31 protein-coding genes and 1 tRNA gene are annotated in these 26889 nt (G+C 55.4%); 7 read left to right on the plus strand and 25 right to left on the minus strand.

What is annotated here, in order from left to right:
• Positions 1-103 precede the first annotated feature (103 nt).
• A complete protein-coding gene (locus AC0L23_RS11395; protein ID WP_473356961.1) occupies positions 104-433 on the minus strand; it encodes a hypothetical protein in 330 nt (109 codons plus the stop codon).
• Positions 433-1506: a hypothetical protein gene (locus AC0L23_RS11400; RefSeq protein ID WP_473356962.1), complete on the minus strand. Its 1074-nt coding sequence runs from the start codon at positions 1504-1506 to the stop codon at positions 433-435. The genes AC0L23_RS11395 and AC0L23_RS11400 overlap by 1 nt, the downstream gene beginning before the upstream one ends.
• A 172-nt stretch (positions 1507-1678) precedes the next feature.
• Between AC0L23_RS11400 and AC0L23_RS11405 the strand changes: the two genes are divergently transcribed.
• Positions 1679-2491 carry an SGNH/GDSL hydrolase family protein gene (locus AC0L23_RS11405; RefSeq protein WP_473356963.1) on the plus strand — a complete coding sequence of 271 codons (813 nt, stop codon included), beginning with the start codon at positions 1679-1681 and terminating at the stop codon, positions 2489-2491.
• Here AC0L23_RS11405 and AC0L23_RS11410 read toward each other — a convergent pair.
• The 16 genes from AC0L23_RS11410 to AC0L23_RS11485 all read right to left on the minus strand — a co-directional run bounded on the left by AC0L23_RS11410 (position 2442) and on the right by AC0L23_RS11485 (position 16899).
• Positions 2442-4994, minus strand: coding sequence for a hypothetical protein (locus AC0L23_RS11410; RefSeq protein ID WP_473356964.1), 2553 nt, complete (start codon positions 4992-4994; stop codon positions 2442-2444). The genes AC0L23_RS11405 and AC0L23_RS11410 overlap by 50 nt on opposite strands.
• A 144-nt stretch (positions 4995-5138) precedes the next feature.
• Positions 5139-5513, minus strand: a complete 375-nt coding sequence (locus AC0L23_RS11415) for a hypothetical protein (protein WP_473356965.1) — start codon at positions 5511-5513, stop codon at positions 5139-5141.
• Positions 5513-5923, minus strand: a complete 411-nt coding sequence (locus tag AC0L23_RS11420) for a hypothetical protein (protein WP_473356966.1) — start codon at positions 5921-5923, stop codon at positions 5513-5515. Before AC0L23_RS11420 ends, AC0L23_RS11415 begins: the two co-directional genes overlap by 1 nt.
• Before the next feature lie 3 nt (positions 5924-5926).
• On the minus strand, positions 5927-6334 hold the full coding sequence (locus AC0L23_RS11425) for a hypothetical protein (protein WP_473356967.1): 408 nt from the start codon (positions 6332-6334) through the stop codon (positions 5927-5929).
• Complete coding sequence (locus AC0L23_RS11430; protein WP_473356968.1) at positions 6334-6753, minus strand: hypothetical protein; 420 nt, start codon at positions 6751-6753, stop codon at positions 6334-6336. The genes AC0L23_RS11425 and AC0L23_RS11430 overlap by 1 nt, the downstream gene beginning before the upstream one ends.
• 4 nt (positions 6754-6757) lie before the next feature.
• Positions 6758-7171: a hypothetical protein gene (locus tag AC0L23_RS11435; RefSeq protein WP_473356969.1), complete on the minus strand. Its 414-nt coding sequence runs from the start codon at positions 7169-7171 to the stop codon at positions 6758-6760.
• A 12-nt stretch (positions 7172-7183) separates the two neighbouring features.
• The gene (locus tag AC0L23_RS11440; protein ID WP_473356970.1) at positions 7184-9721 is read right to left on the minus strand and encodes a phage tail protein; all 2538 of its coding nucleotides are present in this window, start codon (positions 9719-9721) and stop codon (positions 7184-7186) included.
• The gene (locus tag AC0L23_RS11445; protein WP_473356971.1) at positions 9721-10125 is read right to left on the minus strand and encodes a DUF6950 family protein; all 405 of its coding nucleotides are present in this window, start codon (positions 10123-10125) and stop codon (positions 9721-9723) included. Before AC0L23_RS11445 ends, AC0L23_RS11440 begins: the two co-directional genes overlap by 1 nt.
• Positions 10126-10130: 5 nt before the next feature.
• The gene (locus AC0L23_RS11450) at positions 10131-10772 is read right to left on the minus strand and encodes a DUF2163 domain-containing protein (RefSeq protein WP_473356972.1); all 642 of its coding nucleotides are present in this window, start codon (positions 10770-10772) and stop codon (positions 10131-10133) included.
• Positions 10769-11413 carry a hypothetical protein gene (locus AC0L23_RS11455; protein WP_473356973.1) on the minus strand — a complete coding sequence of 215 codons (645 nt, stop codon included), beginning with the start codon at positions 11411-11413 and terminating at the stop codon, positions 10769-10771. The genes AC0L23_RS11450 and AC0L23_RS11455 overlap by 4 nt, the downstream gene beginning before the upstream one ends.
• Positions 11413-14133 carry a phage tail length tape measure family protein gene (locus tag AC0L23_RS11460; protein ID WP_473356974.1) on the minus strand — a complete coding sequence of 907 codons (2721 nt, stop codon included), beginning with the start codon at positions 14131-14133 and terminating at the stop codon, positions 11413-11415. Before AC0L23_RS11460 ends, AC0L23_RS11455 begins: the two co-directional genes overlap by 1 nt.
• 12 nt (positions 14134-14145) lie before the next feature.
• The gene (locus AC0L23_RS11465; RefSeq protein ID WP_473356975.1) at positions 14146-14598 is read right to left on the minus strand and encodes a phage tail assembly chaperone; all 453 of its coding nucleotides are present in this window, start codon (positions 14596-14598) and stop codon (positions 14146-14148) included.
• The gene (locus tag AC0L23_RS11470; RefSeq protein ID WP_473356976.1) at positions 14538-14990 is read right to left on the minus strand and encodes a hypothetical protein; all 453 of its coding nucleotides are present in this window, start codon (positions 14988-14990) and stop codon (positions 14538-14540) included. The genes AC0L23_RS11465 and AC0L23_RS11470 overlap by 61 nt, the downstream gene beginning before the upstream one ends.
• Before the next feature lie 83 nt (positions 14991-15073).
• The gene (locus tag AC0L23_RS11475) at positions 15074-15877 is read right to left on the minus strand and encodes a hypothetical protein (RefSeq protein WP_473356977.1); all 804 of its coding nucleotides are present in this window, start codon (positions 15875-15877) and stop codon (positions 15074-15076) included.
• Between the two features lie 102 nt (positions 15878-15979).
• Complete coding sequence (locus AC0L23_RS11480; RefSeq protein WP_473356978.1) at positions 15980-16414, minus strand: phage tail terminator-like protein; 435 nt, start codon at positions 16412-16414, stop codon at positions 15980-15982.
• On the minus strand, positions 16411-16899 hold the full coding sequence (locus AC0L23_RS11485) for an HK97 gp10 family phage protein (RefSeq protein ID WP_473356979.1): 489 nt from the start codon (positions 16897-16899) through the stop codon (positions 16411-16413). Before AC0L23_RS11485 ends, AC0L23_RS11480 begins: the two co-directional genes overlap by 4 nt.
• Before the next feature lie 85 nt (positions 16900-16984).
• Here AC0L23_RS11485 and AC0L23_RS11490 point away from each other — a divergent pair, with 85 nt between their 5' ends.
• The 6 genes from AC0L23_RS11490 to AC0L23_RS11515 all read left to right on the plus strand — a co-directional run bounded on the left by AC0L23_RS11490 (position 16985) and on the right by AC0L23_RS11515 (position 22074).
• Entirely contained in the window at positions 16985-18058 is a 1074-nt protein-coding gene (locus tag AC0L23_RS11490; RefSeq protein ID WP_473356980.1) for an AAA family ATPase, read from the plus strand.
• Positions 18051-18659, plus strand: coding sequence for a hypothetical protein (locus tag AC0L23_RS11495; RefSeq protein ID WP_473356981.1), 609 nt, complete (start codon positions 18051-18053; stop codon positions 18657-18659). The genes AC0L23_RS11490 and AC0L23_RS11495 overlap by 8 nt, the downstream gene beginning before the upstream one ends.
• A complete protein-coding gene (locus tag AC0L23_RS11500) occupies positions 18660-19826 on the plus strand; it encodes a DUF7192 family protein (RefSeq protein WP_473356982.1) in 1167 nt (388 codons plus the stop codon). It abuts the gene before it with no gap.
• On the plus strand, positions 19823-20440 hold the full coding sequence (locus tag AC0L23_RS11505; RefSeq protein ID WP_473356983.1) for a hypothetical protein: 618 nt from the start codon (positions 19823-19825) through the stop codon (positions 20438-20440). The genes AC0L23_RS11500 and AC0L23_RS11505 overlap by 4 nt, the downstream gene beginning before the upstream one ends.
• Positions 20441-20442: 2 nt before the next feature.
• Positions 20443-20700 (plus strand): hypothetical protein, encoded by a 258-nt coding sequence (locus AC0L23_RS11510; protein ID WP_473356984.1) that lies wholly within the window; start codon positions 20443-20445, stop codon positions 20698-20700.
• A gap of 234 nt (positions 20701-20934) precedes the next feature.
• Positions 20935-22074 (plus strand): tyrosine-type recombinase/integrase, encoded by a 1140-nt coding sequence (locus tag AC0L23_RS11515; protein WP_473356985.1) that lies wholly within the window; start codon positions 20935-20937, stop codon positions 22072-22074.
• An 85-nt stretch (positions 22075-22159) separates the two neighbouring features.
• Here the strand turns inward: AC0L23_RS11515 and AC0L23_RS11520 are convergent.
• From AC0L23_RS11520 to AC0L23_RS11550, 7 genes are all read right to left on the minus strand, one after another.
• Positions 22160-22237: transfer RNA gene (locus AC0L23_RS11520), tRNA-Pro, on the minus strand.
• A gap of 110 nt (positions 22238-22347) precedes the next feature.
• On the minus strand, positions 22348-22926 hold the full coding sequence (locus tag AC0L23_RS11525; RefSeq protein ID WP_007611070.1) for a MerR family transcriptional regulator: 579 nt from the start codon (positions 22924-22926) through the stop codon (positions 22348-22350).
• Positions 22927-22953: 27 nt separating this feature from the next.
• On the minus strand, positions 22954-23295 hold the full coding sequence (locus tag AC0L23_RS11530) for an integration host factor subunit alpha (protein WP_018456841.1): 342 nt from the start codon (positions 23293-23295) through the stop codon (positions 22954-22956).
• A gap of 133 nt (positions 23296-23428) precedes the next feature.
• Positions 23429-24409 carry a beta-ketoacyl-ACP synthase III gene (locus AC0L23_RS11535; protein WP_026233249.1) on the minus strand — a complete coding sequence of 327 codons (981 nt, stop codon included), beginning with the start codon at positions 24407-24409 and terminating at the stop codon, positions 23429-23431.
• Positions 24406-25467 carry a phosphate acyltransferase PlsX gene (gene plsX / locus AC0L23_RS11540; RefSeq protein WP_018456843.1) on the minus strand — a complete coding sequence of 354 codons (1062 nt, stop codon included), beginning with the start codon at positions 25465-25467 and terminating at the stop codon, positions 24406-24408. The genes AC0L23_RS11535 and plsX overlap by 4 nt, the downstream gene beginning before the upstream one ends.
• 297 nt (positions 25468-25764) lie before the next feature.
• Positions 25765-26328 (minus strand): YceD family protein, encoded by a 564-nt coding sequence (locus AC0L23_RS11545; protein WP_085353405.1) that lies wholly within the window; start codon positions 26326-26328, stop codon positions 25765-25767.
• A complete protein-coding gene (locus tag AC0L23_RS11550) occupies positions 26325-26876 on the minus strand; it encodes a ubiquinol-cytochrome C chaperone family protein (RefSeq protein WP_026233251.1) in 552 nt (183 codons plus the stop codon). Before AC0L23_RS11550 ends, AC0L23_RS11545 begins: the two co-directional genes overlap by 4 nt.
• Positions 26877-26889 lie beyond the last annotated feature (13 nt).

Here is a 26889-nt window from a genome sequence, read left to right on the forward strand (position 1 = left end):
TCCCTGCTGCTGCAACAAGGTGTTGTAAGACAGGATTTGCCGCGCCGTGCCGTCCGTGTCCTTATGGGACGGATGCATATACCCGAACGTGCAAATCCCCGCGCTAGTCGCGCATCCACCCATTCCGCTCAAGAGCGCGAGTAACAGCATTGGACGGCATAGCTTTGACAGTCGCATTGATCTTGTCCCGTTGTTCGGTCGCATGTTCGTTCAAGGATTTCTGCCGGGCTTTTTCACCGGCAACGCCGCGATTACGTCCGTACTGAGTTGCAACCAACACTGCGATTGCGGACGCTATCGACCATCGCGCCCAACCCGGTAGGATTAGCCAAATCGGCGCGATCCATTGCCAACAAAACCCAACCGCAACAATGATCAAGATCGCGGGCACATACCAAGGCACATGGTTCCAAAGCCATTCGAACCACCACATTAGTTGATCTTTCCGCGCTGATAATCCGCGACGGTTGCCAACTTCGATTTGTTGACTTGATACGCAGTCACGATCGCGATTGCCGCGACGATGCCGAACCATGCGAAGCCGGGCACAGCACCGAACCAATCCGCAATCATGTCTTTGTACGGCGCAACCGTGTCATGCGTATCAGGAAGCAATTTCAACGCACCACCGCCGATCGCAGCCGCGCCGCTGAACCATCCGGTAATCCGGCTGATCAATGACGCATTCTTGGCCGGGGGAAGCGACGCGAGCGAACCGCTAAGATCGTCTTCGGTCTTGTATGCGCGAGCCGGGGCAATCGGCCGGTGCCAGCCTTCCGCCTTGGCGGCATCGATCGCGGGCGCAAGATCGCGCGACGGGTAAGCAGCCGGGCTATCAATGCCGCGATCGGTGAAGAACGCTTTGATTGCGCCCAACGTCTTGCCGCCAATGCGCCCATCAGCTTCACCGATTTCATGATAGCCGAAGCCGATCAAAGCCGCCTGATACGCCCGCAACACTTCGTCAACGCGTGCCGTGGGCACTTGGACGGCGAGCGCGGCAGTCTTCGGCGGCGGATCATTGGCGAACACACGGCGCTGCGCTTCGATCCAATCGGCATCCGCAGCGGGATAATGCGTAACGCCCGCTTCGTGACCGGCTTGCGCTTTAAGGAACGCGATACCCATCGCCGAATTCCAAAACGCGTCATCCATGACGGTGTTTTCGGTCAGGCCGGGAACGCGCGCTTTGCAATACGCGATGTAAGACGGCACGTTATTCCCGCCTGACCACGTGGCGATTGCGTCTTTGAATTTCTTGTTTCGGTAGTGATCGGACGTGCGCCACAATTCGAGTTGCGCGCAAATGCCCTGCATAAACGACGGGAAATAAGCGATGTTGTTTCCTTGGTTCAAACCGTCATAGAGATATTCGGTTTGGACGCTGCCCCACTTCACCGCAAGTTTGTTGGTGGTTGGCGCGAACTTTTCGAGTGACTTGCGTTTGCCGCTGATGCCCCACATTGCGCCGGGGTTCTTCGATCGAATGGGGGCGGGAATGATCATAGCCGGAATTCCTTGCGATGATTGTTGCGATGATCACTTGACCACCGCTAGAATTGCAACTAACTATATCACAAACGGTTAAACTTTCCAGCCTGCAAGTTTTTTCCAGGTGGAAAAAAGCGCTAACCGTGACTTGCACGGACTAGTTGCGGCGGATAGTGTCCGCCCCGCAATGAAATATCTGGCACTCGCATTAATCGCTTTGGCTTCCATCGGGTTGGCTTGGCAGCATGCCAATGTCCGGGCGCTACAGGCAGAAATCCTGCGTTCCGCTACAGAACATCAGAACGCCGTTACTGCGCTTCAGTCGTCCGTTGCGGCGCACCGAGACACGATCAACACGCTGTTGCGGCTAGCCGCAACAGAACAACGAAAGCGCGCCATCCTAGACAGGATCAGCGCCCTAGCGCCAAATTCCTATATCGTCGTACTAGGTGATAGCATCACCCAACGCGCACCGTTACCGGCGAGTACATGCGGCTTGGCGCTGGTGAACGCCGGGATATCCGGTAGCCGCACGTCGCAAATCGTTTCATTTGTAGAGGAAATGGACGCAATCGGCGCATCGCCAGCAGCTATCATTGTTGCAGTAGGTGTAAACGATGCACAGTCCCGTTATAAAACATCACCCTACTTTCGAGCGACGTATGATGATTTGATCAACCGCATATCATCGCGTCGGATTGCACTAGCAACTTTGGCACCGATCGATTTTGCGGGGTCTGACGGGAAAAACATTTCGCCAACCCTTGCTAAATCCATCGATCATGAAATCCGTGCGATTGCAGCGGAAAAGAAACTCCCGATCATCGATCTAAACGGCTTGTCTTCGTATGAATTGATTGATGGCGTGCATCCTGCATTGAACAGCTATGCGAGTTGGATTTCCGCTATTGTTGGAGGTATCAACGAGATACTTCCCGAAAAATGCGAACCTACCGAATTGGCGTCACCATCAACAACGTTTGAGCCGCAACGACGTTGAGCGCCCCGCCCGAACTCTGAATGGCCGCAAGCTCGAAATAATCGCCTGCCGCATGTTGAATAACAGTGTTGAACGGGCACACTGTATTGTCACCCGCGAGTGCTGGCGACGTTGCCACCATGCGCAGCGGCGATCCGTTCTTGAAAATGAACGCCTCGCGAATGCCGGTGCTATTGCTCGCGAAGCCGATATGCCCCTCGAAACGAGACCACCCGGCCGCGTTGAAGGTGATGCGCGACGTATTCGATGATGTACTGTGCAAATTGTAATCATCGAAATTTTCAGTAGCGAACAGTATTTGATTATAGGCCGCGTTCGTAATGCTCTGATCAGCGGACATAGCCAAGCAGGTTGCGCCGACGAATGGTATTCTAGCGGGCAAGAGCGCCTCATTGAACGCCGCCGCGATTTGAGAATGACCAAGATCGTTCGGATGCTCATTGTCACCGCTGATGCCGGTTGTGTAGTTCACCCAATCATTCGTCTTCACTAGCGCGACCGGGTAGTTATAGAACTCATTGACGACGCCGCGCACGGCTGCGTCAGCAGCATCGAAAGCCGCCGAAGACCATACACCGCCACCGAGCGAATAGCCCGCTGCATTCGGGCGCGAAGCCTCTGCAACTAGGACCGGTGCGCAAGAGCTTGGTGCGGCCAACGTCCCGAAATAATCGACATAGACGGGGCCAAGCGTACCCGTGACTTTCAGCACAACGGTATGGCTGCCAGTGCCTAGACCCGCCAGAATGACTGCGTTATGCGTGATCTTGTTATCATAGGCACCGTCCGAGATACCATCGGCAAGGCTATCGCCCGTGAAGGTCGTAAAGCCGTTGCCGGAAGTCGCACCATCAACAGCGATCGTGCAGGTTCCATAGCGAAAACCGCTACTTCCGTCTGTATTGAATAGGCCGACCACTAGGCCGTCACCCGTGAATGTCCAACTCAGGGTGTCGTTAAGTGTGGTCGAATACATCAGGCGTCCAGCGCCCGCATTCAAGGTGGCAGCTTTTTCATTGATCGCTGCGCCAATGGTCCATGTGCCTGCCTTGGTAACGCTGGCGTCGTTGATCGGCACCGCTGAAGCCAAAAAGGCGTTGGCGAGGAAGCTGCGCATCTCGCCTTGGATTTTCGCCAGTGTCGCCGCCGCAGCGCCGCCCCGGTAAACGTCGTTATGGTAGGCCATCCAAGCCGACGCCTCGCTGCGACGGTTATAGGGGGCTAGGTTTGCGAAGGCTTGCTTAGTGGCAAAATTCGATGCTCGACCGGAGGTCGAATAGTTATTGTGAGTGAGACCAAGACGGTTCGCGAGAAGATAATTCCAGCCAAATTTGGTTGCCGTGCTCGCGCCCGTTCCCGTGCCGATACTATCGGAAAAGACGTTGAACGCCTGACCCGCCGCGATTGGAACCCGATTGTTCGAAACGTTCAAGTTGCGTCGCGCATTAGGAATATTGGCGAGGTCAGATAGATTGTTTGCGGTTTGTGCCGCACCCGCAGCGGTTCCGGCATCGCCGCAGCGATAGAATGCAACAGCAAAAGCATCCGCATTCGTGAACGCTCCAGATGCGGCACCGCTCGACAACGTAAGCTTTCTGTAACCTGTGCCGTCAACAACCGTGCCGGTGACAATGTACATCGCCCAAACAGTTGGATCAGTTGTTTTCTGAAACCGAACAAACCCCTTAACCGTATTGGTGCTGTCATCCCATGCATCAAGGATGCCGGAAATTGTGCCGCCACCGACTTGCGTATTATCGATGTATGCAGCCGTTGCGCTTGCAGGCGTCGCGTTGTTCAGGCGAAACACACCCGCGCCCGGATCAGCGTCCGTTGTCGTGCTCGAATACGTTAGTTTGATACCAACACTTTCACCAATAGGGCCGGTTGAACCGACATCACCCTTTGAAGCGAGCACAGCCCAATAGGTTGCGTTAGGCGGCGCGTGACCGCTCGCAGCCGTCGCATTGATCCAAACGTAAGACGAGCCGCCCAACGTCGCGACTTCAAGTTGATTGTATGTATGCGCGTTGTCATACGGAGCGGGAACACCAAACCCGCCAAAAATCCCATCGAAAACCCAAACACCGCCTTCCTTATGCCATTGCTTTTTCGTTGATGGTTGCAACGCAAATTGTTCATCTTCACCAAGCGATGGATCAGGTTCGGTTTCATCGATACCGACGAAGATAAAAAAGCCGGTCGTGTTCAACGCCGCAACCAACGTGGAAACGTCTGCCATCGCTTGCCCACCAGCAAAGCGAAACGGCGACATTTGCAAAATTTTGTACGCCGAACCGGCTGCAATCGCACCAAACGGCCAAGGTTCAATGATCAAATGAGTATTATCATCCACGTCCTGAATTGTGCTCGAATACCCATTGCAAACGAACGTGTCACCGGGACGCGCGTTAGGCGACGACCATATGCAGCCCGCACCAACGATCGTTGTTGCACCCGCACCAATCGTTACGGTGCCTGTGCTGTAAGAATTAAGCGGCATTGGGCCATCCCCGAAAACGGCACCTTACCACGTGGTCAGCGCCGCTTTACCACTTACCCGATTTGGCTTGCCGCGTCCAATTCTTCGGGCGTCTTCGCGGCTGCTATCCGCAGCAGAATGGTTTCCGCGATCAGTCGGGACGCATCACGCTACGGGCAGCGCGTCACCGGAATTTGCCTGCGTCAAACCTTCGGCGGCTAAAATTGCGGTGATTTCTTCAATGGTCGTCGCGGCCCGGATCGCGACCACTAGCCGACGCCGCTTGTTTTCCGCTTGCATCATTTCGTCGGGTTTCGACACGACAAGAGCGGCGTAATCGTTGACGTGCATTCCTTCGATCGTTGCAGCTTCCGCGAATTCATCCGGAACGGTTGCATCGCTTCCGTCCCGAACAATTGCAAGCGCCATTTGCCGTTTGCTGAAATGCGCGATGTTCTGTGCATTGGCGGCAAACACAACGTTTATGCGGTTCTCTGCTTTTGCCTTCGCAGCCGGAACCGGATCAACCTTGATCCGCATTAGACAACCTCAATCGATAAGCTGGTTTCGATGATCGGGAAAGTACCGCCGATTTCGACAACGTATTTCCCGACATGATCAAATGATAATTCAATAGTTCCGTCGTCAACTGTTTCCGATGCAACGACTTGACCGTTTGCGATCACGCGGACGGTTGCAGGTTGATCGATCGCCAAGGTTGCCAGTTGATCAACAGCGAGTTGCGACGGAGCATCGCCCGTCACTTTGATGGTTGGCCGTTCGATCACCGCACCGTCAACAACGTATGAACTTACGATGTTGTCACCATCGTAAAAAACGTACTTCGCGCCACCCGGTTCAAGCACCGTTTCCGCGTAGTCCTCAAGGGATGGCGCGACGAAAAGAAACGTTTGTGTGATACGTCCGGTATCGTCATAAATCACAATCATGGTCTATCCTGATGGGCGTTGAAAGATGGTGTAATAGAGCGTTAGTGTCGTTGCGAACGCCTGCGACATAAACGTTATGTTGGAAGTTGATAGTTCCGCAGCCCACCAGTAATCACTTGAGTTGCCCCGGAATACGGCTGGCGTCCAACCGTAAACGTTGCTTCCTTGCTTCACATATCCCATCATCAACGGCACTTCCGGCAACGTTGCTGGAAAACTCGCTGATGCGGTGCCTTGACCACCACTGTTATTCCCCGCAGCCGTCAACGTTCCTTGCATCAGGAATTGCAGCCCGGACCATCGGCTATCGAACTGCATTTGTTCAAGTTGAGCAACGGTGACATCGTATCCCGGCAAACTTACCGAGACCAGATCAACCGCACCACCTTTGATCAGAACACGTTGCGTCATCAGTTTATCTGCTTATTGAACACGATGAAATCCATGTAGTGATCATTGATGTTGCCGCCGATCGGGCCGAACGTGATCCGATCGCTTTTGATTACCGAACCACTAGCGGCATCGGCCAAACCAACAATGCCACCATAGTTTAAATCATGCGGGTATTGCCCAACGCTTCCGTTTTGACTTTCATGAAAGAACAGATAAGGGCGTTTTGTCGAAAACGTTAAAGGGAAAAAAACATCGACAGTAAAGCCGCTGGCAGCGTACACGCGTCCCGACATGATGATCTGCATCACCTGCCGCGTAGAGCTAAATAGAAAATCCCCCTCCGTTGTAGTCGATAGCACGTCAATTCCCGGTTTGGAAATCCACATTCCAACAACACCGAAACCGGGGTGATATCCTATCAATGTTCGCTGAACCATCGGATCACCAAGTTTGCCAAAGAATGTAATACAAGTTCAACGTCCCGAAATAGGAGGTTCGAACATATTGAGCATCATCCACAACTTGGAAATGATCCGTGTAACACACCAAATAAAACGATGTTCGTGTATAAATGAACGATCCGGCATCACGTATCGCGACGGCTTTGTTGTAAACCGGGCCAAGTACGTTACTACCATATGTAATGATATCGATCGCAGGAATGCCGGGGTAAGTTTGTGAGTAGTTGAAAATTGAACCGAAGTTGAAAGACGCGCCGGGGATCAAGCCAACCTCAACCGGCAAGCCACGGTTCAACCTGCTATCGTAAGCGAGATAGCGATAATCAAGCGCAGGCGGGCTTTGCGCGTCAAAACCGGGCTTGCTGATCGTCACCCGGCTAGTATCGATATACATTCGCTTTGTCATTTAATCACTGATGATGATCTGTCTGTTGGTCGCATCAATAAGGAATTTGTTGTCAGTCGATTGAATTTTACCGACCGTCAACGTCCCCATGTTGCCGCTGATCGCGCTCAACGAAATCACGTTCATCATCGTTGCGGTAATTGTGCCATCAATGAACATATTTGCTTTGATGCCGATCGTTGAAACACCGTTCACCGTGCCGATAGCAAATATGTCTTTTGGAGCGCCAGCCGCACCGGACGCAGGGCGAGCGACGCGAAAGTTATCAGTGATAAACGTTGCACTGGTGAGACCGGGCCCGCCGTTGAACAGATTGAAGCCGGTTGCATAGCCGTTCACGTCAAGCGTGATGGCATACTGCGCAGCGGCATAGCCGTTCAATGTCGCGATGGCTGTAGCCTGCGTGGTGACGGACGCGTTAACATCATCAAATTCAGCATCAACCACAAGCTGATAATCAGCGAGCGCGGTTTGCGTATCAACGGCAACTGTTCGCACTTCATCAATGCTTGCATTCGCCGCGCCGAATTGCGCACTGATCTGCGTTCGCAAGAATTTCTTATCCAGCCAATTCCTGCCGTCTTGATTACCAACAAGCGACGAAACCAAGTTTTTGAAATTGTCCAAATCGCTTTGAAACTGCCCCATCAACGTTGTAATGTTGTACTGAATATCAGCGTTCAAATCAGCGTAACCGGTTTTGATATCCAACGTGGTGACGGTCACACCAACATCATAGACGGTCGTTCGTGACGGTTCGGTGACGATGCGTGTCCGAACCGTGTATTCCGTGTTACCAACCACGCCATCAAGCAACGCGACCGTGATCGCAGCCGGAACGGTCTTCAACAAGATGCCATCGGGTTGAGCAGTTGGAAAATACTGCACTTCAACCGCAGTCACCGTGACATCGTTTATTGCGTTCCAACTCGCGCGAATTCCCGGCAGCGCACGCCCGTCATCACCTGTCAGCGCAACAGCAATCGCCGTAAGCGTATCAACTTCGGAAATATAAACGGGCGTACCGTTCGGCAACGGAAAGCTTGGTATGATCGGGCTAGCACTGTCATAAATAGCGCCGTTGCGTTCCTGCAAGCCCAAGATAACGTTGCGCGGCCCGTCCTTTTCGAGCGAAACAAGTTGCTTCGCAGTGACCGCGAATGTTTTGGTGTTGTTGTATCGAGCGGACACCCAATCAACCCAATCGCCAACTTCCAACACCTGAAAGCGCGGGCGAAGCGTGACAGCCCCGGTTGCTTGGTAGCGATTTTCGCGCAAATACAATGATGCCAAATCGTTGGCTTGTCGCATGCTGCGAACTTGCGGGAAATCAATCGAAACATCGCGCGTGCGACGATCTAGCGTTAGATACACCGGATCAGTTTGTTCTTTGTAGCCGTTGGATGACCATACTAATTCGGGATCGGTGAAGTTGCCAGAAACAGAATTCACCAACTCCGACATTGACCGCAATTCGGTTCGCTTAAAGTTGCCAGCCGTGGAAATGATATCAGTATCGTAAAACGTCATCACGGACGGCTGCGCACTGCCGACGATCGGCCAAGACCCTTCAAGCGCATCAACACCCATCGCGCCGCAAGCAAGTTGCAACGTCTTGATATTGTCGCCGTGATTAGCCATGCAATCGAGGAACGCCGAAACCTGATATTTCGTAAGCCCGTCAACCGGTGATAACTCGTCACAAAGAACAGCAGCAGCCGTGTACTTGTCTAAGGGAAGGTCGCTAGGCTGCATATCCATTCCGCAGAACACATCACCGTTGACTGCAAAACCGCGTCGATAGCAATACTCCGCAACCACGGGATTTTCACTGTAAGCCCACGTAGAAACGTCATTCCAACGTTGCGAACCTGATCCGCCTGCGCTGCTATCCCGCCGCCAGTCATAAAGCGGCGCACCCTTGAACTCAAAAAACAACTCAGGAAACGAATTCATGTTGTCTTTGTCGAATTCAACACGAACCATGGCGTAGGACATTCCCAACCCGATATTGTCGGATGCCCATCGCCCTGCGGGATTAGACTGTGCTTGCAACAACCCATCGGCGGTAGTCTGCCGACCATCGTAATACTTGATCCAAATGTAACCACTGAATTCAGCAGTTGTCACCGGGAAGCCCCAACCATCCCCACCGTCCGGACCGAGCGTTACATAGTTGCCATTGATCGCAACTCGATTGATGCCCGAAGTGTAGAAATCCGACAGGACGTAGACGCGTTGCATCGTCCGATTGGCTTGGTTGAACGTGTTAACGTACACATCATGACCCGCCGTTCCGCAAAGACCGATTGCCACTTTGCGCGAAACGTTCGTGCCGTACTGCAACGACAATTCCGAACCTGATGCAGTTGTTACGCTATCAGGCTTTGGCATCATTGCTTGGATCAGATAACCCGCAGCAACACTCAAGCCCGCGCCAATGATCGCCGTTCCGATTACCCCGGTAGCAGCAACGAAAGAACTAACAGCGCCGAAGGCTGCAACGCCAACTTCTATAAGTGGTGCGATAAACGGCATTAGCGATCAACCTTGAAGGCAGTTTTGACTTTGGAATGAGGGAAGAAAATCACGCCTTCGTCGGTACGTGTCATAAACCCAATTGACGTAAATACACCGCCGCAAAGTTCGCCTTTTTCGTTCTCAACAACGCCAATGTCGCCGCGTTGCGCTTGAAGCGGATGAATGGTTTCGAACTTCGCCGCAAATGCATCTTCGACATTCTGAAAGCCGTGCGCGAGCAAGCATTTTGCAGCGCCAATTGGGCTATCGTATTTGATGCCTTCGTACATCGGATGACCGGTGATCGCTGCGACCGCATCGGCCGGGATCAGATAGCAATCCGAAACTCCGTACTGCGACGACAACGCTTGGTGTTTCTTGATGACCGCAGCAAGGGCCTTATCCCAATCTTTCACGCGCATGGCATTCACCTTCCGAACAACGATCGCCCGGCCGCACTAATAAAAGCGCGGTTGAAAACAGATGGGCTGTTCGGGTTTTCCTTGCCCCAATAGACTTGTTCGCGTCCGCGTGTTGCCGCGAATAGAAAGAACCCATCACCGGGATTGCGGCGCTTTTGATCTAGATCAGAACGCTTGCGGCCATTGATACGCGTGTAATCGAGTGCGCGGCTTTCGCAATTCGCAATGATCGTATAACCAACATCTTGCGTATCAACATGATCGATTGTATCAACGTATCCGCGTTTCATCGCCTGAACGAAAAGCATTTCATTCGTATCGGGATGAAAATACGCATCGTAAATCGTAACAGGACGATCACGATAATCTTCGGCTTCGATCGTCTGCAACACTTCCGGCGTCAATCCGTCATCCGGAGACGCTGAAAGCGAGACGGTGAATTGCGAAGCGGTCAACCCGGTATCGTCGCTTAAATCGGAAACCGCGATTGCGCCGCCCGGCTGATAAACGATCGATGAATAGGTGATCGGCACGATTGATTTTGCAAACCCATACGTGCCCGTTCCGAAATCGAAACGGATCAACCCGCGAACGGCAATCCGGCCTTCGTCTAAAAGATTGAGAACCGACGATGGAAGCGTGATCACAGCGTTTGTACCCCGCCGAAGTTCACCGGGGCATCTTCGACGGTGCCACTTTCAACCCAATCGGCAATGATGAATTTGCACCACGGACGCCAAAGGCGGCACACGGCGACGCCAGCCGTGAACACCGACGAATGCAGGAACGGGGCAACCGTGACGGACGCGGTTGATGCACCCCCGGTCACGTCTTCCATAACCTCATAATACCCGTACAGGCCCGCTTGCTCTAACCCTACCCGATCGCCCGCCTTGAACTGGAAACCCGCCAGCGGAAGCCCTGACAGCCCTAGCGCGCCAGATAACCCGACACTCGCAACCGAGCATGTCCCGTTCCAGCCGGGCGCGATATCGGTTGACGCTTTGGCGTTAGGATATGCGCGCAGGGTTGACTTGCGAACGTCATACGCGATGAATTTTTGAATACCGCCGCGAAGCGATTTCTTCCATGCCTGCCAAATTGCGGCATCGTCCCGGTTGAGAATTGCGGTTTTGAATGATCCTTTCCAAGTTGGATCATTCACCTGAGACAAATTGACTTTGTTGCCGTTGCCGAACGGGGATGCTGCAACGTTGTCCATCAACTCAAACCAAGCTTCGCTCATATGAGCGTTGTTCGGCAATTGGCGCGGATAGGTGATGGCCATTAGCGATAATTCCGCTTATTGAGTTGCCTGTTGGCTTGCGCAACGCGACCCGTGAAGTTCGCGCGATCTTCCGCCTGCACTTGCCTCAACTTTTCCAGATCATCAGATGTAACGCTGCCACCGATGTTGTTGGTGACTTGCGGCGCATAAACGATGCTTTGCGAACTGCCGTTGTCGTTACTCGCCTGTTGACCGTACATCTGGACGCCAAGCGCGCCTGATGGCCCGCGCTTCAACGGCAAGATGCCTTCCGCCCCCGCCTCGCCCATCAATCCCGCGCCCGATGCGAATTTGAACAGCGTCGGCGACTTCACGATTTGCCCTGAATACGCGCTAAGGCTTGGCGAATTGTAGACACCGCCTAATGCATTCTTCACGGGCGCGGTTGGGCCGTATCCACCAATGCCATCGGTTGCGTTGCTGCCAAGACCGAATAGACCGAGAATGCTACTGCCGATGCCGCCGCCACCGAAGCCACCCAACAACCCCTGCAACGCCTTCGCGATCGGCGCGAGGATCAACATTTTGATGATCATCTGTTGAATGGCTTGCAGAATGATGACGCCCGCGTTTTTGAAGCCCTGCCCCATCGAAGTAACGCCGTTCATCACGTCTTGGATCGGCTGCACAAGGTTATTGAGCGCACCGGTAACACCGGTATCGAGCACCTTAGCGAAATTGCTGCTATCCAATTCGAGTTGCTTCAACTGCTGTAACGGTGCTGCTGCAATTGCTGCCGCGTCCGAAGTGGCTTTGATGTTGCGCGAAAGCACTAGATGCGCTGCGGCCATCTGTTCGGTATTGGTCTTATCGACCAACCCTTGATCAATCCAATGTTGCAGCGTATCGGACGCCGCCTTTTGCGCCGATTGCATGTTGAAAATGCCAGCCGTCGCCTGTTGATTGACGCGGTTCATTTCGGCTTGCGCCTGAACACCGAGCATGATTTTTTTCGCCATGGCATCGCTAACGCCGACACCTTGCAAACCTGCCGCGTTCAATTCGAGTTGCTTCAAAGTGACTTGCTGCTGAACGGTTGCAAGATCGCCAAGAATTGTAATGCGCTGTTGTGACTGCTGGTTTTCCGCCAACAGTTGCGCTTGCGTCTTTGGATCAGGTTTTTTCGGCCCGGCGTCTTTGTTCGGGCCGACATAAATGCGTTGCTTGCCATCACCACCACTCGCGGCATCGCCAACCGCGCCAGTGCCTTTCAACGCGGCAACGCCTGCCGTGATCGCCGCAGCAACAGCGAGTAGAGTTGCGACGATCAGCGAGAACGGAGCGGTAAGAACAGCGACGACGCCAGCCGCAGCCGCCAACCCATATGTTGCGGCTTTGCTCAACTGATCAAGCCACCCCATTGCATCAATAACGGCACTCTTGAAATACTGCCCCATTTTCGTTGTGGCTCTATTCCAAGCATCGTCAAAATCGCGTGCTTTCTGCACAAGGTTTGCTTCCGCCGAACCGTTGAATTTCACGCTTTCCGCGATTGCAGCGGTAATGCCCTCTCGCCCTTGCGACATGAGACGAACCCAAGCTTGCGTTGTCGGCAAGCCTGCCGCTTCAAGGATATTGCGCTTTTGGACGCCGCTTGCGGTTTGTGCCACAAGATCGGCGACGTTCATCAGATAGCCGCTAAAGTCTTTCGCGCTCTTGCCGCTCGCGATCATAAGACCTTTCAGCGAACCCATGTTATGCTGTGCTTCGTCAACCGACGTTGCAAATTGCATCATGCCTTGCGCGAATTCGTCAGTGGAAATGCCTTTGAACGATGCAGCCTGTTGCAAGCCGTGAAGCTTTTCAACGCTAACATCAATCGACTTGCTCAGATCGTCCAATGCGCGAGACGATGCGATGGTTGACGACACGATAAAGAGCATTGCCGCACCGAGCGCAGCAAACCCAAGTGCGAGCAACCGCACTGGCGTAAGAATGCCTGAAATCGTGGTGCCGATTTCCTTGAACAATCCCGCCGCGCCTTTCGGTGCGGTTGCGAGAACTTGCCCGATTTGGCCCGCCTGTTGTGCGAAGATTTGAAACAGCGGTTGACCACCAATCAAACCTTGCCCCACGTCAACCAACTGATATGACAAATTCTTGGCTTCGAAACTTAAGCCTTGCGCTGCTACACGCGCGTTGTTCGCGCCTTTGTTGAACGCGGTGAACTGATCGTTCACACCTCGAATGCTGTTCACCTGTTGAACGAACGCAACCTTAGTATCCATGATCGCGGCGGCATGTTGCTTTTCGTTCAGCGCGCCGACTTTGAGCGCGTTGTTGATTTCGTTCAGCGTTACTTTGTATTGCTGACCGGCTGCAAACAACGGATCATACTTCGCGCGCAATGCGTCCAAGCTCGCGCCATACGCCGCGATATCGTCCGCGCGGCCCTTGGTATCGCCCGGCAAAAAAACGCCTGCGTAGCGGTTCACCGTCGTTTGAATTGCTGCAAGCTTACGAAGGCTTGCGGTTTGATTGTCGTTTGCAGCCGCAGCCGCATCAGCCACCTTTGCCGCTGCGCTAGTTGTTTGCGTTGCCGCGCCGATCGCCGCAGCCGTCACCTTGGCCGCGCCCCCGGTGTTGGTCAGCGCCGCCGAGGCATTGTTCGCGGCAGTCTCAACAGCCTTGGCCGCTGGCACAAGATTTCGGAGCGCCGGTAAGGCTTGCTCTAGCCCGGACGTGTCACTAGCGAAGCCGATTTGTGCGATATCAGCCATATGGCCCGCCCCTTACCGCCGCCGCGCGGCATCCTCTATTTCGCGCCGCTGTGCTTCGGCCCGCCTTTCGTGATACGCCTGCAACTCTTTGTTGGTTTCTTCACAGAACGCGGCATCCATTGCGCGCAAAATAGCATATTCGTCCGCACTTACCACACGGTCTAATGCTGTTTTCCATGCCAAAAATTCGGACCAAGGGATAGGGAAGCAGACCCCATCATCAACCCGCCTCACGCCGTCCGATATCTCGAAATACCACGACCAAAGGTATTCACCGCCCTCCGGAATGATGAATTCCGGAGAAGCCGTGTCAAACTGTTCGTTGCGTTCGCGGCGAGTTTGTCCGTTTTCGTCCGGTGTTTCATACCGAATGTGAACGGAAATCGCTTCGCAAAGCGCAATCTCTAAGTCTGAAAAAAACTTGCGGTGTCGCCGATCTTTTCGCTGATCTGATCGCGGAACCACGGCAATTCATCAAAGACTTTGTAGACCATCGCTTGATTGAACGCAGGCTTTTCGCCGTGAAACAACGCGGGTTCAAAGTGGGTCTTTGCGGGAATAATCGTGTCACCGTCCCTGCGTTCCGGTTCGTCAACCACCTCAACACCGGTCCAATCCCAACCGGTCATTGCCGTAAAGCAAATGAGGTTGTGGTTGGCTTCGATCTGATCGGCATCAAACGACTTGCCGCGCCGGGAAAGAATGCTGGCGTTGTTCTGAATTTTCTTCTTGACCGCTTTCATCGCTTCATCATCGATCGACAAGAGCGGCACTTTGATGCCGAGCAATTCGAGTGAACGCGGATGAACAATTTCAAGAATGCCTTCGGCCGGTTTGATGTTTGAAAGTTCGGGCATGGTCGCTGTATCCTTTGGTGTCGCTGTTGCAGATAAAGAAATAGCGGCGAGTTGTTACGCTCGCCGCTATCGATTGTTGATACTTAGGTAACGGCTGCGGTTGCGCCCGAATACGCGGACGCCGAACCGCTGGCGTTCGTCGCATTGACGCGCGCCTGAATGATCTTGCCGACCTGTGCGGAAGTCAGGGTGAACGTGTTGGCGGTTGCGCCTGCAATCGCGACACCGCCAGCGTACCACTGATAGGTATACGTGATCACAGCATCGCCGGTAAACGTGCCGTTCGAAAGGTTGAGCGTCGTTCCCTGCGTTGCCGCGCCAGTGATCGCCGGAAGAACGGTGTTCGTCGGCGGAACGCCGCCCGCGAGCGGGTTAACAACAACTTCCTCTTGGTTCAGCGCGAGTTGAAAAACTTCAAGGTCGAAGTCTTCATTCTTGCCGTTCGGGCGCGTCGGCCCCATCACCAAGCCGCGATTGTAAATCACGGTGCCAACACCGCCGACCGATGCCGGATCATTGCGGACCATCTTGAACGCATAGTTCAGATTGGTCTTTGCGGCGGCGCGCAATGCGATCTGACCGGGATCGGTCGGGATGCGTGCAAATTCCAGCGTCGGCGAACCGGCATCGGTCAGGCCCTTCGCCTTCTGAATAACGGTCGTGTCCCACGTGTCATAGTTCAGCACGTTGGTTTTCGAACCGGTTTCGCCGACGTTGCCGATGGATTTGACCTGAACCCATACCAAGGCTTCGTAATCGGCTTTGACCAAATCCGACTGCTGCGGCGTGGTGCAGAAATAGAGTACCGAACCCGCATTGGAGTTGGCGAACGCGACCGGGACAAGCGCGCTCGAAAGCAGCGCGGCGGCTAGGAACTTGGTTTTCATAGGAAACCCCTTCGGAATGGATGAATAGCGCCACGCGACGCGCGCCGGGCCATCTCTCTCATATTCGAAGACTTTCCACAACGATTTACAACGCCTTTCCACTCAAGACTTGAAACAGCGATATGGCAAGCCAACCGGGTATAGCAGTTCTGATCCGTTAACCACCTGACCGGACGCCACAGGGTTTTCGTATATTTCAACGCTCGCCTGCCCACTGACCAACCGCGTGTTCTTTGTGAAGAATGAAGCGAGTTGATCCAAGTAAGTCATTGGGGGATACGGCCCTTGTTCGTCAATCGGCCAATGCAAGATGATGCGAAACACGCCCTGATAAACCCGACTATCGCCCCAATAATCGCCTGTTCGGTTGTTCACGATGTTGACGAATTCAACATATTTGCCGTCCGGTGCTTTCTTGGTGTTGTCAAAGGTTACGCCAATCGGCTTGATCGGCATTGCCGGAATTGCGCTCGCTGCAACAGCCGCGATGCCTGCCGTTTGCAGTGCCTTCAACACGTCCGTTTCAATCATGTTCATTTGCTGCCCCTACTTGCCGGTGATCGCGCGATGATCTGCGCTGCAACTCTGTTGACGATCGTTTGCCAATTTTGAATTCCACTGATCAGAAACCCGTCATAGGCTTCGCGATACTTCGCGTAATTCGCGGTCCATCCGAAATAAATCGTTTGACCAAGCGTGAAATTCGCGAAATCCGCGATAGCGGTTGCGCTATCCCATGCATATCTCTTATCGGGATCACCGCGAACCGGGCCGCTTGGAATTCCGGTTAGCGACATTTGACCGGACGCGCGCAAAAAGCCGGTATCAACACGCATCTTGCCGCCCTTCGCTACGGGCGTTTGAACTTCGTTGATCAAGTCTTGAGTTGCCTGCATCGCCAGCGCTCGCATTCGCTTTTCGGTTTCGGTAACGAACCCCTCAACCGTTGCGCTGAAATTGTAGTTTCGGCTTCCAAGCGTTCTTTCGTAATTGTACGGCCCGTATTTCGCTTGCCTCGCCATGATTAACGACTTTCCAGATGGTCAAAATAGCGCTTGATTTGCGTTTCCGTTGTTGATAGACCGACATTCCAACAACGGATTACCCATGGCTGAAACACTTGCCGACCTAGAGCGGTTGCTTGGGCCGCCTTCCGACTTCATACTTTCGCACCGTCTAATTCAGCCGTTGCGGCGTTGGGCTATTGCGATCGGTATCGCGCCGGTCGAAGTCTACGCCATGACAAACGTTGAACTTTCCAACCTTTACCACGAACGGGCCGACGAAATAAAGTCGGAAACCAGCGAGTTGCAACGGTTAGCCGCCGATTTGTTGCTGAAACTTACCGCGACCGTCCAGAGCAGCAAAGTTGATCCGGATTTGTTGCGCCATATCATCCGCGCCGAACTCGAAAACTTGCCAACGCGCAAGATCGAAATTCTAGGGCTGCAATCGAACATCATCCTTGACGGGCCATTGCATCAATCGACGGAACGCGTGATACAGATTTGCGCGATCAACCATCCCATTATGATGGTTGGCCCGGCCGGTTGCGGGAAAACGACGATCGGCAATCATGCGGCGCGAGCGCTCAACCTGCCGTTCTACATCACAAGCACCGTCACCGAGACGCACGAACTAACCGGGTTTATCGACGGCCACGGCATCTATCATCGCAAGCCATTTCGCGACGCTTTCGAATACGGCGGGGTATGGGTTGCCGACGAAATCGACGCTTGGGACGCGGCGGCTTTGCTGGCGGCTAACAGCGCCCTAGCGAACGGCTACAGCGTGTTTCCTGATAGCCCTGCCCCAATAGCCCGGCATCCGAATTTCCGCATGATAGCCACGGCAAACACGTTCGGGCACGGTGCGGATAGGGTTTATGTGGGGCGCAACGAATTGGACGCGGCGAGCCTAGACCGGTTCGCGACTATCAACGTCGGTTATGATTTGACGCTTGAACGGATGCTATGCAACGGCAACGTTGAATGGCTGGAATACGTTTGGCGCACTCGCAAGAAAGTCACCGAAAACAAGATCAGGCACGTTGTTTCCACCCGCGCAATCATCATGGGATCAGCCGCGTTGCAGGTTGGAATTCCGCGCGATGAAGTAGAGGAAATTTACCTTTGGAAGGGCTTGTCTAAGAAAGATCGGGATAAACTCGATCATGAGTGACGTGAAACAGTGTAGCGCTTGCAAGAATGAAAAGTCACTCGACAGCTTTTATTTGTCGCGCGGAAAACCTGCGGCCGAATGCAAGTCATGCGCTGCCATCAGAAGTCATCAACGCTATGTTGATAATTATGAAGGTCGAATAGCTGCCAACAAGAAACACAAAGAAGAAAACAAAGAATGGTATCGGGATTATCATAAAGATTATTATCAGCGCAATCGTGCTAAATTGATTGAACAATCTGGCGACAGATATTCGAGTTTAGAAGGTCGCGCGTTGTCTTTGCATAATTCCGCGAAACGCAGCGCTTCGAAAAAGAACATAGATTTCACCTTGAGTTTAGGGCGTGTTCAACTCGGTTTGATGATCGGAACATGTGAACGGACAGGGATTGGTTTCGATTTGACACCTTCAAATAAGACTTGGCGCAATCCGTTCGCACCCTCTCTCGATAGAATTAATAGCTTTAAGGGCTACACCGACTGCAACATTCAATTGGTTGTAACTCTCTATAATTATGGAAAAGGTCAACACACCGACGACGAATTTATCAATTTTTGCCACATGGTTGTGTTGAAAAATCCAAGAAAAATGACCGCGTAAATGCCCGTAACCGTATCCGGCAAAACCTTTGAATTGCGCGACCACCTGAAATCATTGGGCGGTCGCTGGAATGCTGACAGCAAGGCTTGGGAATTTTCTTCGCTATCGCCCGCACAACGCAGCGAGTTGAAGGCGCATGTTGGCGTTGTCATCGGCGAACAGTCGGAAGCGCGGCCCGAACCGATCAGCTTTGAATTCGATGATGACGATGACACCGTTGATCTAAACGACTTCGGCAAACAGCGTTCGAATTCCATCGCGCCCGGCCGAACCAACGTTCACGGCGATGATCCGACTTGGTTCAACTATTTCCGCGATCAAAACCCGATCGGCTTTTTTGGCTTTTCCAGCCTTTCGGCAATGGTCAAGTATCTTGAACGATTGCCCGAACGCGACCGCAACGGGCGCGGCTGGATACGCGGCGATGAAAGATGGTCGGGAACCGATTGTATGGGCGATGCGATCGATATCGCGCGCAAGGGTTGGAATGACGGCGTTGAACTCGCGCAAGAGATACACGAAGCACTGATAGGCCAGCACGCCAAGGAACGCAGGCGAAAGCATACGGTCGCAGGCGGATCAGTGAACATCGGGCGGATGCTTGCAGGCAACCCCGCACACATGATCGCGCGTCCCAAGCGCGAAGGAAAAAAAGTCGTCACGTTTTTTGTTGAATGTTTCATGTCAGCGGGCATCGATGCTGATAACGCAATCATTCGTGCTGCGCTGATCGGCGCGATTGCGGACGTTCTCGAAATGAACGGCTATTCCTGCGAAATCGTATCGATCGCAACGGCTGTGACCGTTCGGCGAAATGATCCGGCATACCAAGTTGCAACGACATTAAAAGCCGCTGGCGAAACGCTGAACTTGGACGATGTTGTTTTCGCGTTAGGTCATCCCGCCTATTTCCGCCGCCTTGTGTTCGGCTGTGTCGGAAGTGATCACGCCTTGCGCGACGAATGGCGATCGATGGGTTTGCCATCGCGAGCATTCGATACCGATCATGCACCCCGCGCAAACGAGTTGTTCGTTGACAAGATCGCGCTAGGTCATCAGCGCAAGATTGATCACGACGCACCGCTGATCACGCGCGCAATGCAGATTTGGGATTTGATCGCGGACGGCAACTTGCCCATGACACTTAATCGAGAGGATGCAGCATGACCGATCATAACCACTTATCTGCCGGCAATGTGGAAGCCGAACTTGACGCTTGGGTGGACTCTCTGCCGGAGAACAACGACCTTTGGTGCGGCTGGCATCCCGTCCATGGCTACACAGTTCACTGGGGCGTCCACACCTCTCCGAAGCTTATCCGGCTCACTGAGCAGAACATCAGGCTTGGTTACGAGGTGCGCCGCGTCACCCTCAATGAACCGCAGACATCTGGCGTGTGGCAGCCGATTGAGACGGCTCCACAAGACGGGTCGGAAATCCTGATCCTGACCTCGACAGGCGTAACCCAGGCTCGCTTTGCGCCGGGGGAATGGCATGACCACCACGAAGGCCGGGAATACGAAGGCCCCGTGTGGGTTTGCTGCGATGACCAGTGGCAAATCGAAATCGAAGACTGCGGCAAAGACGGGATGTATCACGGCATGGCGACGCATTGGCAGCCACTCGGGCCATCCCCACTGCCGCGCCCTCAGAGCGAGTGTGCGCCCGTCATCGAAACCGAAATCATCCTAGACGCTATCAACGATCGCAGTCCGCGCGTGCGTGAGGCAATCGAACGGATGCTTTGCAAATTCAACGTGACGCGGAAAGAGGCTTGCTAACGATGATCATCGCAATGATTAAAGGCGCAACGCGCGTGTGCGGAAAAGCACAGGGATATTTGGGCCTTCCGGTTCGCGACGTGATGCTAGTTGACAAAGCAACATCACAACACGCGCCAGCGATGGAAACCGCTTGGACGCCGACACCTGATGAACTTGACCGGCTGAACAAAGGCGCGAACGTCATCGTTAGAATTTTAGGTGAGGTTCCGCCCCCGATGATGTTGACCGTTGACACGGAATTTCCAACGGAAGATTGACCGGAAACTTTCCAGCTGGTAAGTTGACCATCTGGAAAGTCGGATGGTCAAGCGGCATGCAAAACCGTGGAATGTCTAAGCGGGAAGCGGCGGAATATTGCGGTTGCCGCACCATCGCGGCGTTTGACCGTTGGCGTAGGGATGGTGTTATAAGCATTGAGCCAATCCCCGGCACCAACGTTTTCGATCGGGTTGCAGTGGATAGGGCGTTGAATGCGGTTTCGGGTATCACTGATGCCCCTGCCGTTGAGTTGTCACCCTACCAGCGAGCCAAAGCCGAACATGCGAGTAAAGCGCAAGCCGCTTAAGCTGAAAGGCATCAACCGCGTTCCGATGCGGTTAGCTGATGGCTCAATCAAGTTTTATTTCTATCATCGCGCCACTGGAATAAAACTTGATCCGGACAACCTCGCCGAAAGCTACGCGGCAGCGGAAAAGAAACAGCGGACGCGCAACGATGACACGCTGGTTTCACTGATCCGGCATTTCGACACGTCCGCTTATTTCGACGCGTTGAGCGAGGAACACCGCAAGCAATACGTTTGGAAGTTCAAGCGCATTGAAGCGAAATGGGGATGGGTTCCTGTAGCCACGTTCAACGATGCCGACGACGCGCTAGAATTTCGACGGGACGCGCTCGCGTGGCACAATGAGCTAGGCAAGAAATCCACGCGATCGGCTGACAACCTCTTATCCGCCCTCGCCCGCGTGTTGTCCTACGCCAAAGAAAAAGTTGTGATTAAGTTCAACCCGCTGGATACGTTCGAACGGCTTTATAAAAGCCATCGGGCGGATAAAACGTGGTCGGAAGAACTACAGCAAGCGTTTCTAAAGAACGCACGCCCGGCCATGGCAACAGCAATGTACCTAGTCCGCAACACGGCTATGCGGGCGCACGATATCCGCAAATTCGATTGGACTAAATACGACGGCGAACGCGTCCAAGTTCGATCGCGCAAAACCGGCAAGTCACTTTGGATACCGGCAACCCGCGAATTGAAAGCGCATCTTGACGGCTTGGACCGTCGCGGATCGCTTGTGCTTTTGACGGTGACTGATCGCGCATATCAGCGGCGTTACTTCAATGAGCATTGGCGCGAAGACGCGGACGCGATCGGCGCAGGCGATTTGAACTTTCATGACAACCGGGGCACCGCCGCAACGCTACTCGCCGAAGCTGGCGCAACTGCTTTGGAAATCGCCGAAGCGCTGGCTTGGACGGTTGAGCGCGCACAGAAAACAATTGAAGTTTATCTAGCCCGTCGCGGCACATTGGCAGCGCACGCCATCGCAAAGCTTGAAGATTACCGCGATCGGAAAGCGAATGCTGGCATACCAAGCGACGCAAGAATCACCGAAAACGGAACAACCTAAGAACAGATTTTGCAAAATATTTGCAAAAGGGCGGTTTTTGCAAAATGTGCCGATCCGCTAAGTTGTTGAAATCTCTTTCTTAAAATGGTCGGAGCGAGAGGATTTGAACCTCCGACCCCTAGTCTCCCAGACTAGTGCGCTAACCGGGCTGCGCCACGCTCCGAACGTCGTTCCATTAGCTAGGATCGCCGCTTTGCGCAAGGCGAGGTGACACCATTTTGCTGTCTCCGCCGAAAGGCCTCGGAACTGGCCCAAAGCCGACGGAGTCCGGCGTCAGGCGTCCTTCAATGCCTGATCCAGCATTTCGCGGCAGGCGATGAGCTCGGCGAGCACCCGTCCGAGGCGCTCCCGGTCGATGGCGCTGGGGCCTGCGGGCGCGGCGGGGGTGCCGCCCTTGCGGAAGGTGGTGAGGATTTCCTCGTCATCGGTCTCGGAGAAGCGGAAGTCGATGCCCTCCTCCTCCTCGCCCTGGTAGTCGTCATCGTCGCTGTCGCGGGCGCCGCGGACGCCGGTCTCCTCCTCGGGCTCCATCAGGCTGGCGCCGACGGCGTCCTCGATGGCGCCGAACGAGACCGCGGCCGCGCTGTCGGCGAGGCCCTGCACCGATTTGACGCCGTGCTCTTTCAGGATCCGCTGCACCCCGCGGATGGTGTAGCCCTCCCCGTAGAGCAGACGGCGGATGCCCTTGAGCAGGTCGACGTCGTCGGGGCGGTAATAGCGGCGGCCGCCGCTGCGCTTCATCGGCTTGATCTGGGAGAATCGGGTCTCCCAGAACCGCAGCACGTGCTGCGGAATGTCGAGTTCCTGCGCTACTTCGCTGATGGTTCGGAACGCATCCGGCGCCTTGTCCAAATGCCAAATCCTTATCCAGAGGGCGGATTACGCCTCGGGTTGCGCCTTGCTGGCGTCGCCATTGGTGCGGTGCTGGGCGTTGATCCGCTGCTTCAGGATCGCCGACGGCTTGAACACCATGACCCGGCGCGGCGAGATCGGCACCTCGGTGCCGGTCTTCGGGTTGCGACCGATGCGCTGACCCTTCTTGCGGACCATGAAGGAGCCGAACGAGGACAGCTTCACCGTCTCGCCCTTCTCAAGGCAATCGGTGATCTCCTTCAGCACGAGTTCCACGAAGGCAGACGATTCCGTGCGCGACAGCCCCACCTTCTGGTAGACGGCTTCGCACAGATCGACACGCGTTACGGTTTTACTTTGATCGGTCATCGCCCTGCCCCACATCACGGCGAACAATTGTTGTCTGAAATTATGAGCTTACGTTACGGCGGTCAACAGCGCTCATCAATGCAGGCGCATCGATAATTCGCGCCGATTCTGGCAAAATTTTATGGACTGTGGCTTACCAGCGCACCAGCGCGGAGCCCCAGGTGAAGCCGCCGCCCATGGCTTCGAGCAGAACCAGGTCGCCGCGCTTGATGCGGCCGTCCTTGCGCGCCACCGACAGCGCCAGCGGGATCGAGGCCGCCGAGGTGTTGCCGTGAAGGTCCACCGTCAGCACCACCTTCTCCGGCGCGATATGGAGCTTGTGCGCGGACGCGTCGATGATTCGCTTGTTGGCCTGGTGCGGCACGAACCAGTCGATGCTGTCGGCATTGAGCCCGGTCGCCTTGAAGGCGTCGACGATCACGTCGGTGATCATGCCGACCGCGTGCTTGAAGACCTCGCGGCCCTCCATGCGAAGATGGCCGACAGTCTGGGTCGAGGACGGGCCGCCGTCGACGAACAGCTTCGCCTTGTGACGGCCGTCGGAGCGCAGATGCGTGGTCACGATCCCGCGGTCGGTCGCGGCATTGCCCGGTTGCTCCTGCGCCTCCAGCACCACGGCGCCGGCGCCGTCGCCGAACAGCACGCAGGTGCCGCGATCGGTCCAGTCGAGGATGCGCGAGAAGGTTTCCGCCCCGATCACCAGCGCGCGCTTGAAGGCGCCCGTGCGCAGGAAATTATCGGCGGTGGCGAGCCCGAACACGAAGCCCGAGCACACCGCCTGGAGGTCGAAGGCCGCGCCATGGTTGATGCCGAGCCCGTGCTGCACGGCGACCGCGCTCGCGGGGAAGGTGTTGTCAGGCGTCGAGGTCGCGAGCACGATCAGGTCGATCGACTGCGCGTCCACGCCGGCGTCCGCGAGCGCAGCCTGCGCCGCCTTCAGCGCCAGATGCGAGGTGAACTCGCCCTCGGCCGCGATATGCCGCTCGCGAATGCCGGTGCGTTGCACGATCCACTCGTCGGACGTGTCAATGCGCGCCGCCAATTGGGCGTTGGTCACCACCTGCTCCGGCAAATAGGAGCCGCAGCCCAGCACGACCGAACGAATTTGAGTCACGAAACAGCCTCCTGCGCGGCCTGCACGGAACTGAGTGCACCACCTTCGCGATTGAGCATCTGATTGATCTTGTTGAGGAGATCGAATTTGACCATCTCATAGCCAACATCGATCGCATAGGCAAAGCCTTCGGCAGCGATTCCGCCATGGCTCTTGACCACGATCCCGTTCAACCCCAGCAACACGCCGCCGTTGGATTTGTTCGGATCCATCTTGTTGCGCAGGGCCTGGAAGGCGTTGCGCGCAAAGAGATAGCCGAGCTTTGACAGCCAGCCCCGCTTCATCTCGTCCCGGAGCAATTCCGCCATCTGCCGCGCGGTTCCCTCCGCGGCCTTCAGCGCGATGTTGCCGCTGTAGCCCTCGGTGACGATGACATCCGCCACCCCCTTGCCGATGCCGTCGCCCTCCACGAACCCGAGATAGTCGAGCTCGGGCAGGTTCCTGGCGCGCAGGATTTCGCCGGCCTCGCGAATCTCCTCGTGCCCCTTGATCTCCTCGACCCCGATATTGAGCAGGCCGACCGTCGGACGCTTCTTGTTGAACAACACGCTGGCCATCGCCGCGCCCATGATGGCGAGCGACACCAGATGATGCGTATCGCCGCCGATGCTGGCGCCGAGGTCGAGGACGACGGAATCGCCGCGCCTGGTCGGCCACATGCCGGCAATGGCCGGACGGTCGATGCCCGGCAGCGTGCGCAGGTGGAAGCGCGACATCGCCATCAGCGCCCCGGTATTCCCGGCGGAGACCGCAACATCCGCCTCGCCCTTTTTCACCGCATCGATGGCAAGCCACATGGACGAGGTCCTGCGGCCGCGCCGCAGCGCCTGGCTCGGCTTTTCCTCGCCGCTGACCGCGACATCGGTGTGGATGATCTTCGAGGCCGCCTTCAGCGCGGGGTGGCGGTCGAGCTCGGGTTCGATCTTGGCGCGGTCCCCGATCAGCAGGAATTCGATCTCGCGATGCCTTTGGAGCGAGATGGCGGCGCCTGGGATGACCACCGCGGCGCCGGCGTCGCCCCCCATGGCGTCAAGCGCGATGCGAACCTTGCTTGGCATAAAAGTCCTGGAAACCTGGGTCTGGTGCGGTCTTGAACGAGCGGGGCCGCAAATGGGTTCGCCACGAACATGGCGGTCGGTCAAGCGCCACGCCGCACCCGGACCGGGGCGCGACAATAGCGTTTTGTTATCCCGAAACAACCTCTTGCCCCCAGCCTTTTGCATTCGGGAGCATCGGGCTGCGGACGGACTAATTCACAAGAAGTACATCAAAATCAAACGGATAATCGAGCTTTTCAAACCACCGCCGCAAACATCTCGCCCCGTCCCGAAGCGGTCCTCTGGAGAAGGTGGCACCTATTTGTCTTTCTTCCCGTCCTGAAGTGCCTTCAGGACCGCAAAGGGGTGGTCCTCCGGATCGGGGGCGATAACCTCGGGCTCAAACACGACCCCCGGCTTGCGCGGATAGGGATCGACCGCCAGGAACAGGGCATCGGTGGCAAGCCTCCCAAGGTCGATGATGCCATTGACGATCGCCTCCGGCGGGTCGGCGACCTGCTCCTGATCGTCGTGCCCCTCCTCCATCAGGTCGGCCAGGCGGCGGACCTCGGCCTCGGGGGCGAATATCAGGTCCACCTCCTCGTCGATGTCGCTCTCCATCGGGTCAAGCGTGACCACACAGGTCTGGCCGATCCGGGCGCGAACGTGCCCCGTGACCTGGATCCGGTTGCCGCTTTTCGGCACGACATCGAAATCGGCCTGGACCGAGATAACCTCGCGCAAGCCTGCCGTCTCAGCCATGGCCTGCCGCTCGGCGGCCGAGGCCTCGAGCTTGCGATGCAGGCCGGTATCCGGGATCTGTGCAACGATGACGGGCACCCGCCAGGGATCGGGCCCGGATGCTGGTATCGGTCGGGTCATGGCGTCACATCCTCAGGAAGCGCTGGAGGAAACTTGAAGGACGCACCCAGCAGTGCGGCCTCGCCGGTCTGGGCGAGGTTGGCCTCGGCCGCCCTGGCATAGGCTGCGAGCTGCTGCGCCTGGTCCATGCCGGCCCCATTCAAGATATTCTTGCAGATCGCGGATGCCAGCGCCTCGCCGCCGCCTTCCATGGCCTGATCGTAGGCCTGGACCCGGCCGTAAAACGCCTCGCCGAAGGCCCGCATCCGCTTCGGCACGGTCTGGTCGCCTATCCCCATCTCGCGCAGATTGTCGTCCATGTCCTCGCAGAAACGGTCGAACAGCGCCTGCGACAGCTCGGTGGCGCTCTGGACCGTGCGCAGGCGGCGCAGCAGCAGCCAGAGGTGCAGCAGCAACAGATCGAAACGCCCGTTAACGGTATCCGGCACGCCCAAGTCGCGGTAAAACATGGGTTCTCGCGCCTGCGTCACGATCATGCCATAGATGGCTTCAATGGTGCCCGGCGAGGCTAGGCGGGGTTTCCTGAAGTGATTGAACGGCCAAAGCATTGTGGTTTCCGCA

Source organism: Bradyrhizobium sp. MI1.4, assembly GCF_055811315.1.

Excerpts from the sequence above, each read along its gene's own strand:
- AC0L23_RS11395 (WP_473356961.1), bottom strand. The coding sequence starts at position 433 with ATGTGGTGGTTCGAATGGCTTTGGAACCATGTGCCTTGGTATGTGCCC.
- AC0L23_RS11400 (WP_473356962.1), bottom strand. The coding sequence starts at position 1,506 with ATGATCATTCCCGCCCCCATTCGATCGAAGAACCCCGGCGCAATGTGG.
- AC0L23_RS11405 (WP_473356963.1), top strand. The coding sequence starts at position 1,679 with ATGAAATATCTGGCACTCGCATTAATCGCTTTGGCTTCCATCGGGTTG.
- AC0L23_RS11410 (WP_473356964.1), bottom strand. The coding sequence starts at position 4,994 with ATGCCGCTTAATTCTTACAGCACAGGCACCGTAACGATTGGTGCGGGT.
- AC0L23_RS11415 (WP_473356965.1), bottom strand. The coding sequence starts at position 5,513 with ATGCGGATCAAGGTTGATCCGGTTCCGGCTGCGAAGGCAAAAGCAGAG.
- AC0L23_RS11420 (WP_473356966.1), bottom strand. The coding sequence starts at position 5,923 with ATGATTGTGATTTATGACGATACCGGACGTATCACACAAACGTTTCTT.
- AC0L23_RS11425 (WP_473356967.1), bottom strand. The coding sequence starts at position 6,334 with ATGACGCAACGTGTTCTGATCAAAGGTGGTGCGGTTGATCTGGTCTCG.
- AC0L23_RS11430 (WP_473356968.1), bottom strand. The coding sequence starts at position 6,753 with ATGGTTCAGCGAACATTGATAGGATATCACCCCGGTTTCGGTGTTGTT.
- AC0L23_RS11435 (WP_473356969.1), bottom strand. The coding sequence starts at position 7,171 with ATGTATATCGATACTAGCCGGGTGACGATCAGCAAGCCCGGTTTTGAC.
- AC0L23_RS11440 (WP_473356970.1), bottom strand. The coding sequence starts at position 9,721 with ATGCCGTTTATCGCACCACTTATAGAAGTTGGCGTTGCAGCCTTCGGC.
- AC0L23_RS11445 (WP_473356971.1), bottom strand. The coding sequence starts at position 10,125 with ATGCGCGTGAAAGATTGGGATAAGGCCCTTGCTGCGGTCATCAAGAAA.
- AC0L23_RS11455 (WP_473356973.1), bottom strand. The coding sequence starts at position 11,413 with ATGGCCATCACCTATCCGCGCCAATTGCCGAACAACGCTCATATGAGC.
- AC0L23_RS11460 (WP_473356974.1), bottom strand. The coding sequence starts at position 14,133 with ATGGCTGATATCGCACAAATCGGCTTCGCTAGTGACACGTCCGGGCTA.
- AC0L23_RS11470 (WP_473356976.1), bottom strand. The coding sequence starts at position 14,990 with ATGCCCGAACTTTCAAACATCAAACCGGCCGAAGGCATTCTTGAAATT.
- AC0L23_RS11475 (WP_473356977.1), bottom strand. The coding sequence starts at position 15,877 with ATGAAAACCAAGTTCCTAGCCGCCGCGCTGCTTTCGAGCGCGCTTGTC.
- AC0L23_RS11480 (WP_473356978.1), bottom strand. The coding sequence starts at position 16,414 with ATGAACATGATTGAAACGGACGTGTTGAAGGCACTGCAAACGGCAGGC.
- AC0L23_RS11485 (WP_473356979.1), bottom strand. The coding sequence starts at position 16,899 with ATGGCGAGGCAAGCGAAATACGGGCCGTACAATTACGAAAGAACGCTT.
- AC0L23_RS11490 (WP_473356980.1), top strand. The coding sequence starts at position 16,985 with ATGGCTGAAACACTTGCCGACCTAGAGCGGTTGCTTGGGCCGCCTTCC.
- AC0L23_RS11495 (WP_473356981.1), top strand. The coding sequence starts at position 18,051 with ATGAGTGACGTGAAACAGTGTAGCGCTTGCAAGAATGAAAAGTCACTC.
- AC0L23_RS11500 (WP_473356982.1), top strand. The coding sequence starts at position 18,660 with ATGCCCGTAACCGTATCCGGCAAAACCTTTGAATTGCGCGACCACCTG.
- AC0L23_RS11505 (WP_473356983.1), top strand. The coding sequence starts at position 19,823 with ATGACCGATCATAACCACTTATCTGCCGGCAATGTGGAAGCCGAACTT.
- AC0L23_RS11510 (WP_473356984.1), top strand. The coding sequence starts at position 20,443 with ATGATCATCGCAATGATTAAAGGCGCAACGCGCGTGTGCGGAAAAGCA.
- AC0L23_RS11515 (WP_473356985.1), top strand. The coding sequence starts at position 20,935 with ATGCCCCTGCCGTTGAGTTGTCACCCTACCAGCGAGCCAAAGCCGAAC.
- AC0L23_RS11530 (WP_018456841.1), bottom strand. The coding sequence starts at position 23,295 with ATGACCGATCAAAGTAAAACCGTAACGCGTGTCGATCTGTGCGAAGCC.
- plsX (WP_018456843.1), bottom strand. The coding sequence starts at position 25,467 with ATGCCAAGCAAGGTTCGCATCGCGCTTGACGCCATGGGGGGCGACGCC.
- AC0L23_RS11545 (WP_085353405.1), bottom strand. The coding sequence starts at position 26,328 with ATGACCCGACCGATACCAGCATCCGGGCCCGATCCCTGGCGGGTGCCC.
- AC0L23_RS11550 (WP_026233251.1), bottom strand. The coding sequence starts at position 26,876 with ATGCTTTGGCCGTTCAATCACTTCAGGAAACCCCGCCTAGCCTCGCCG.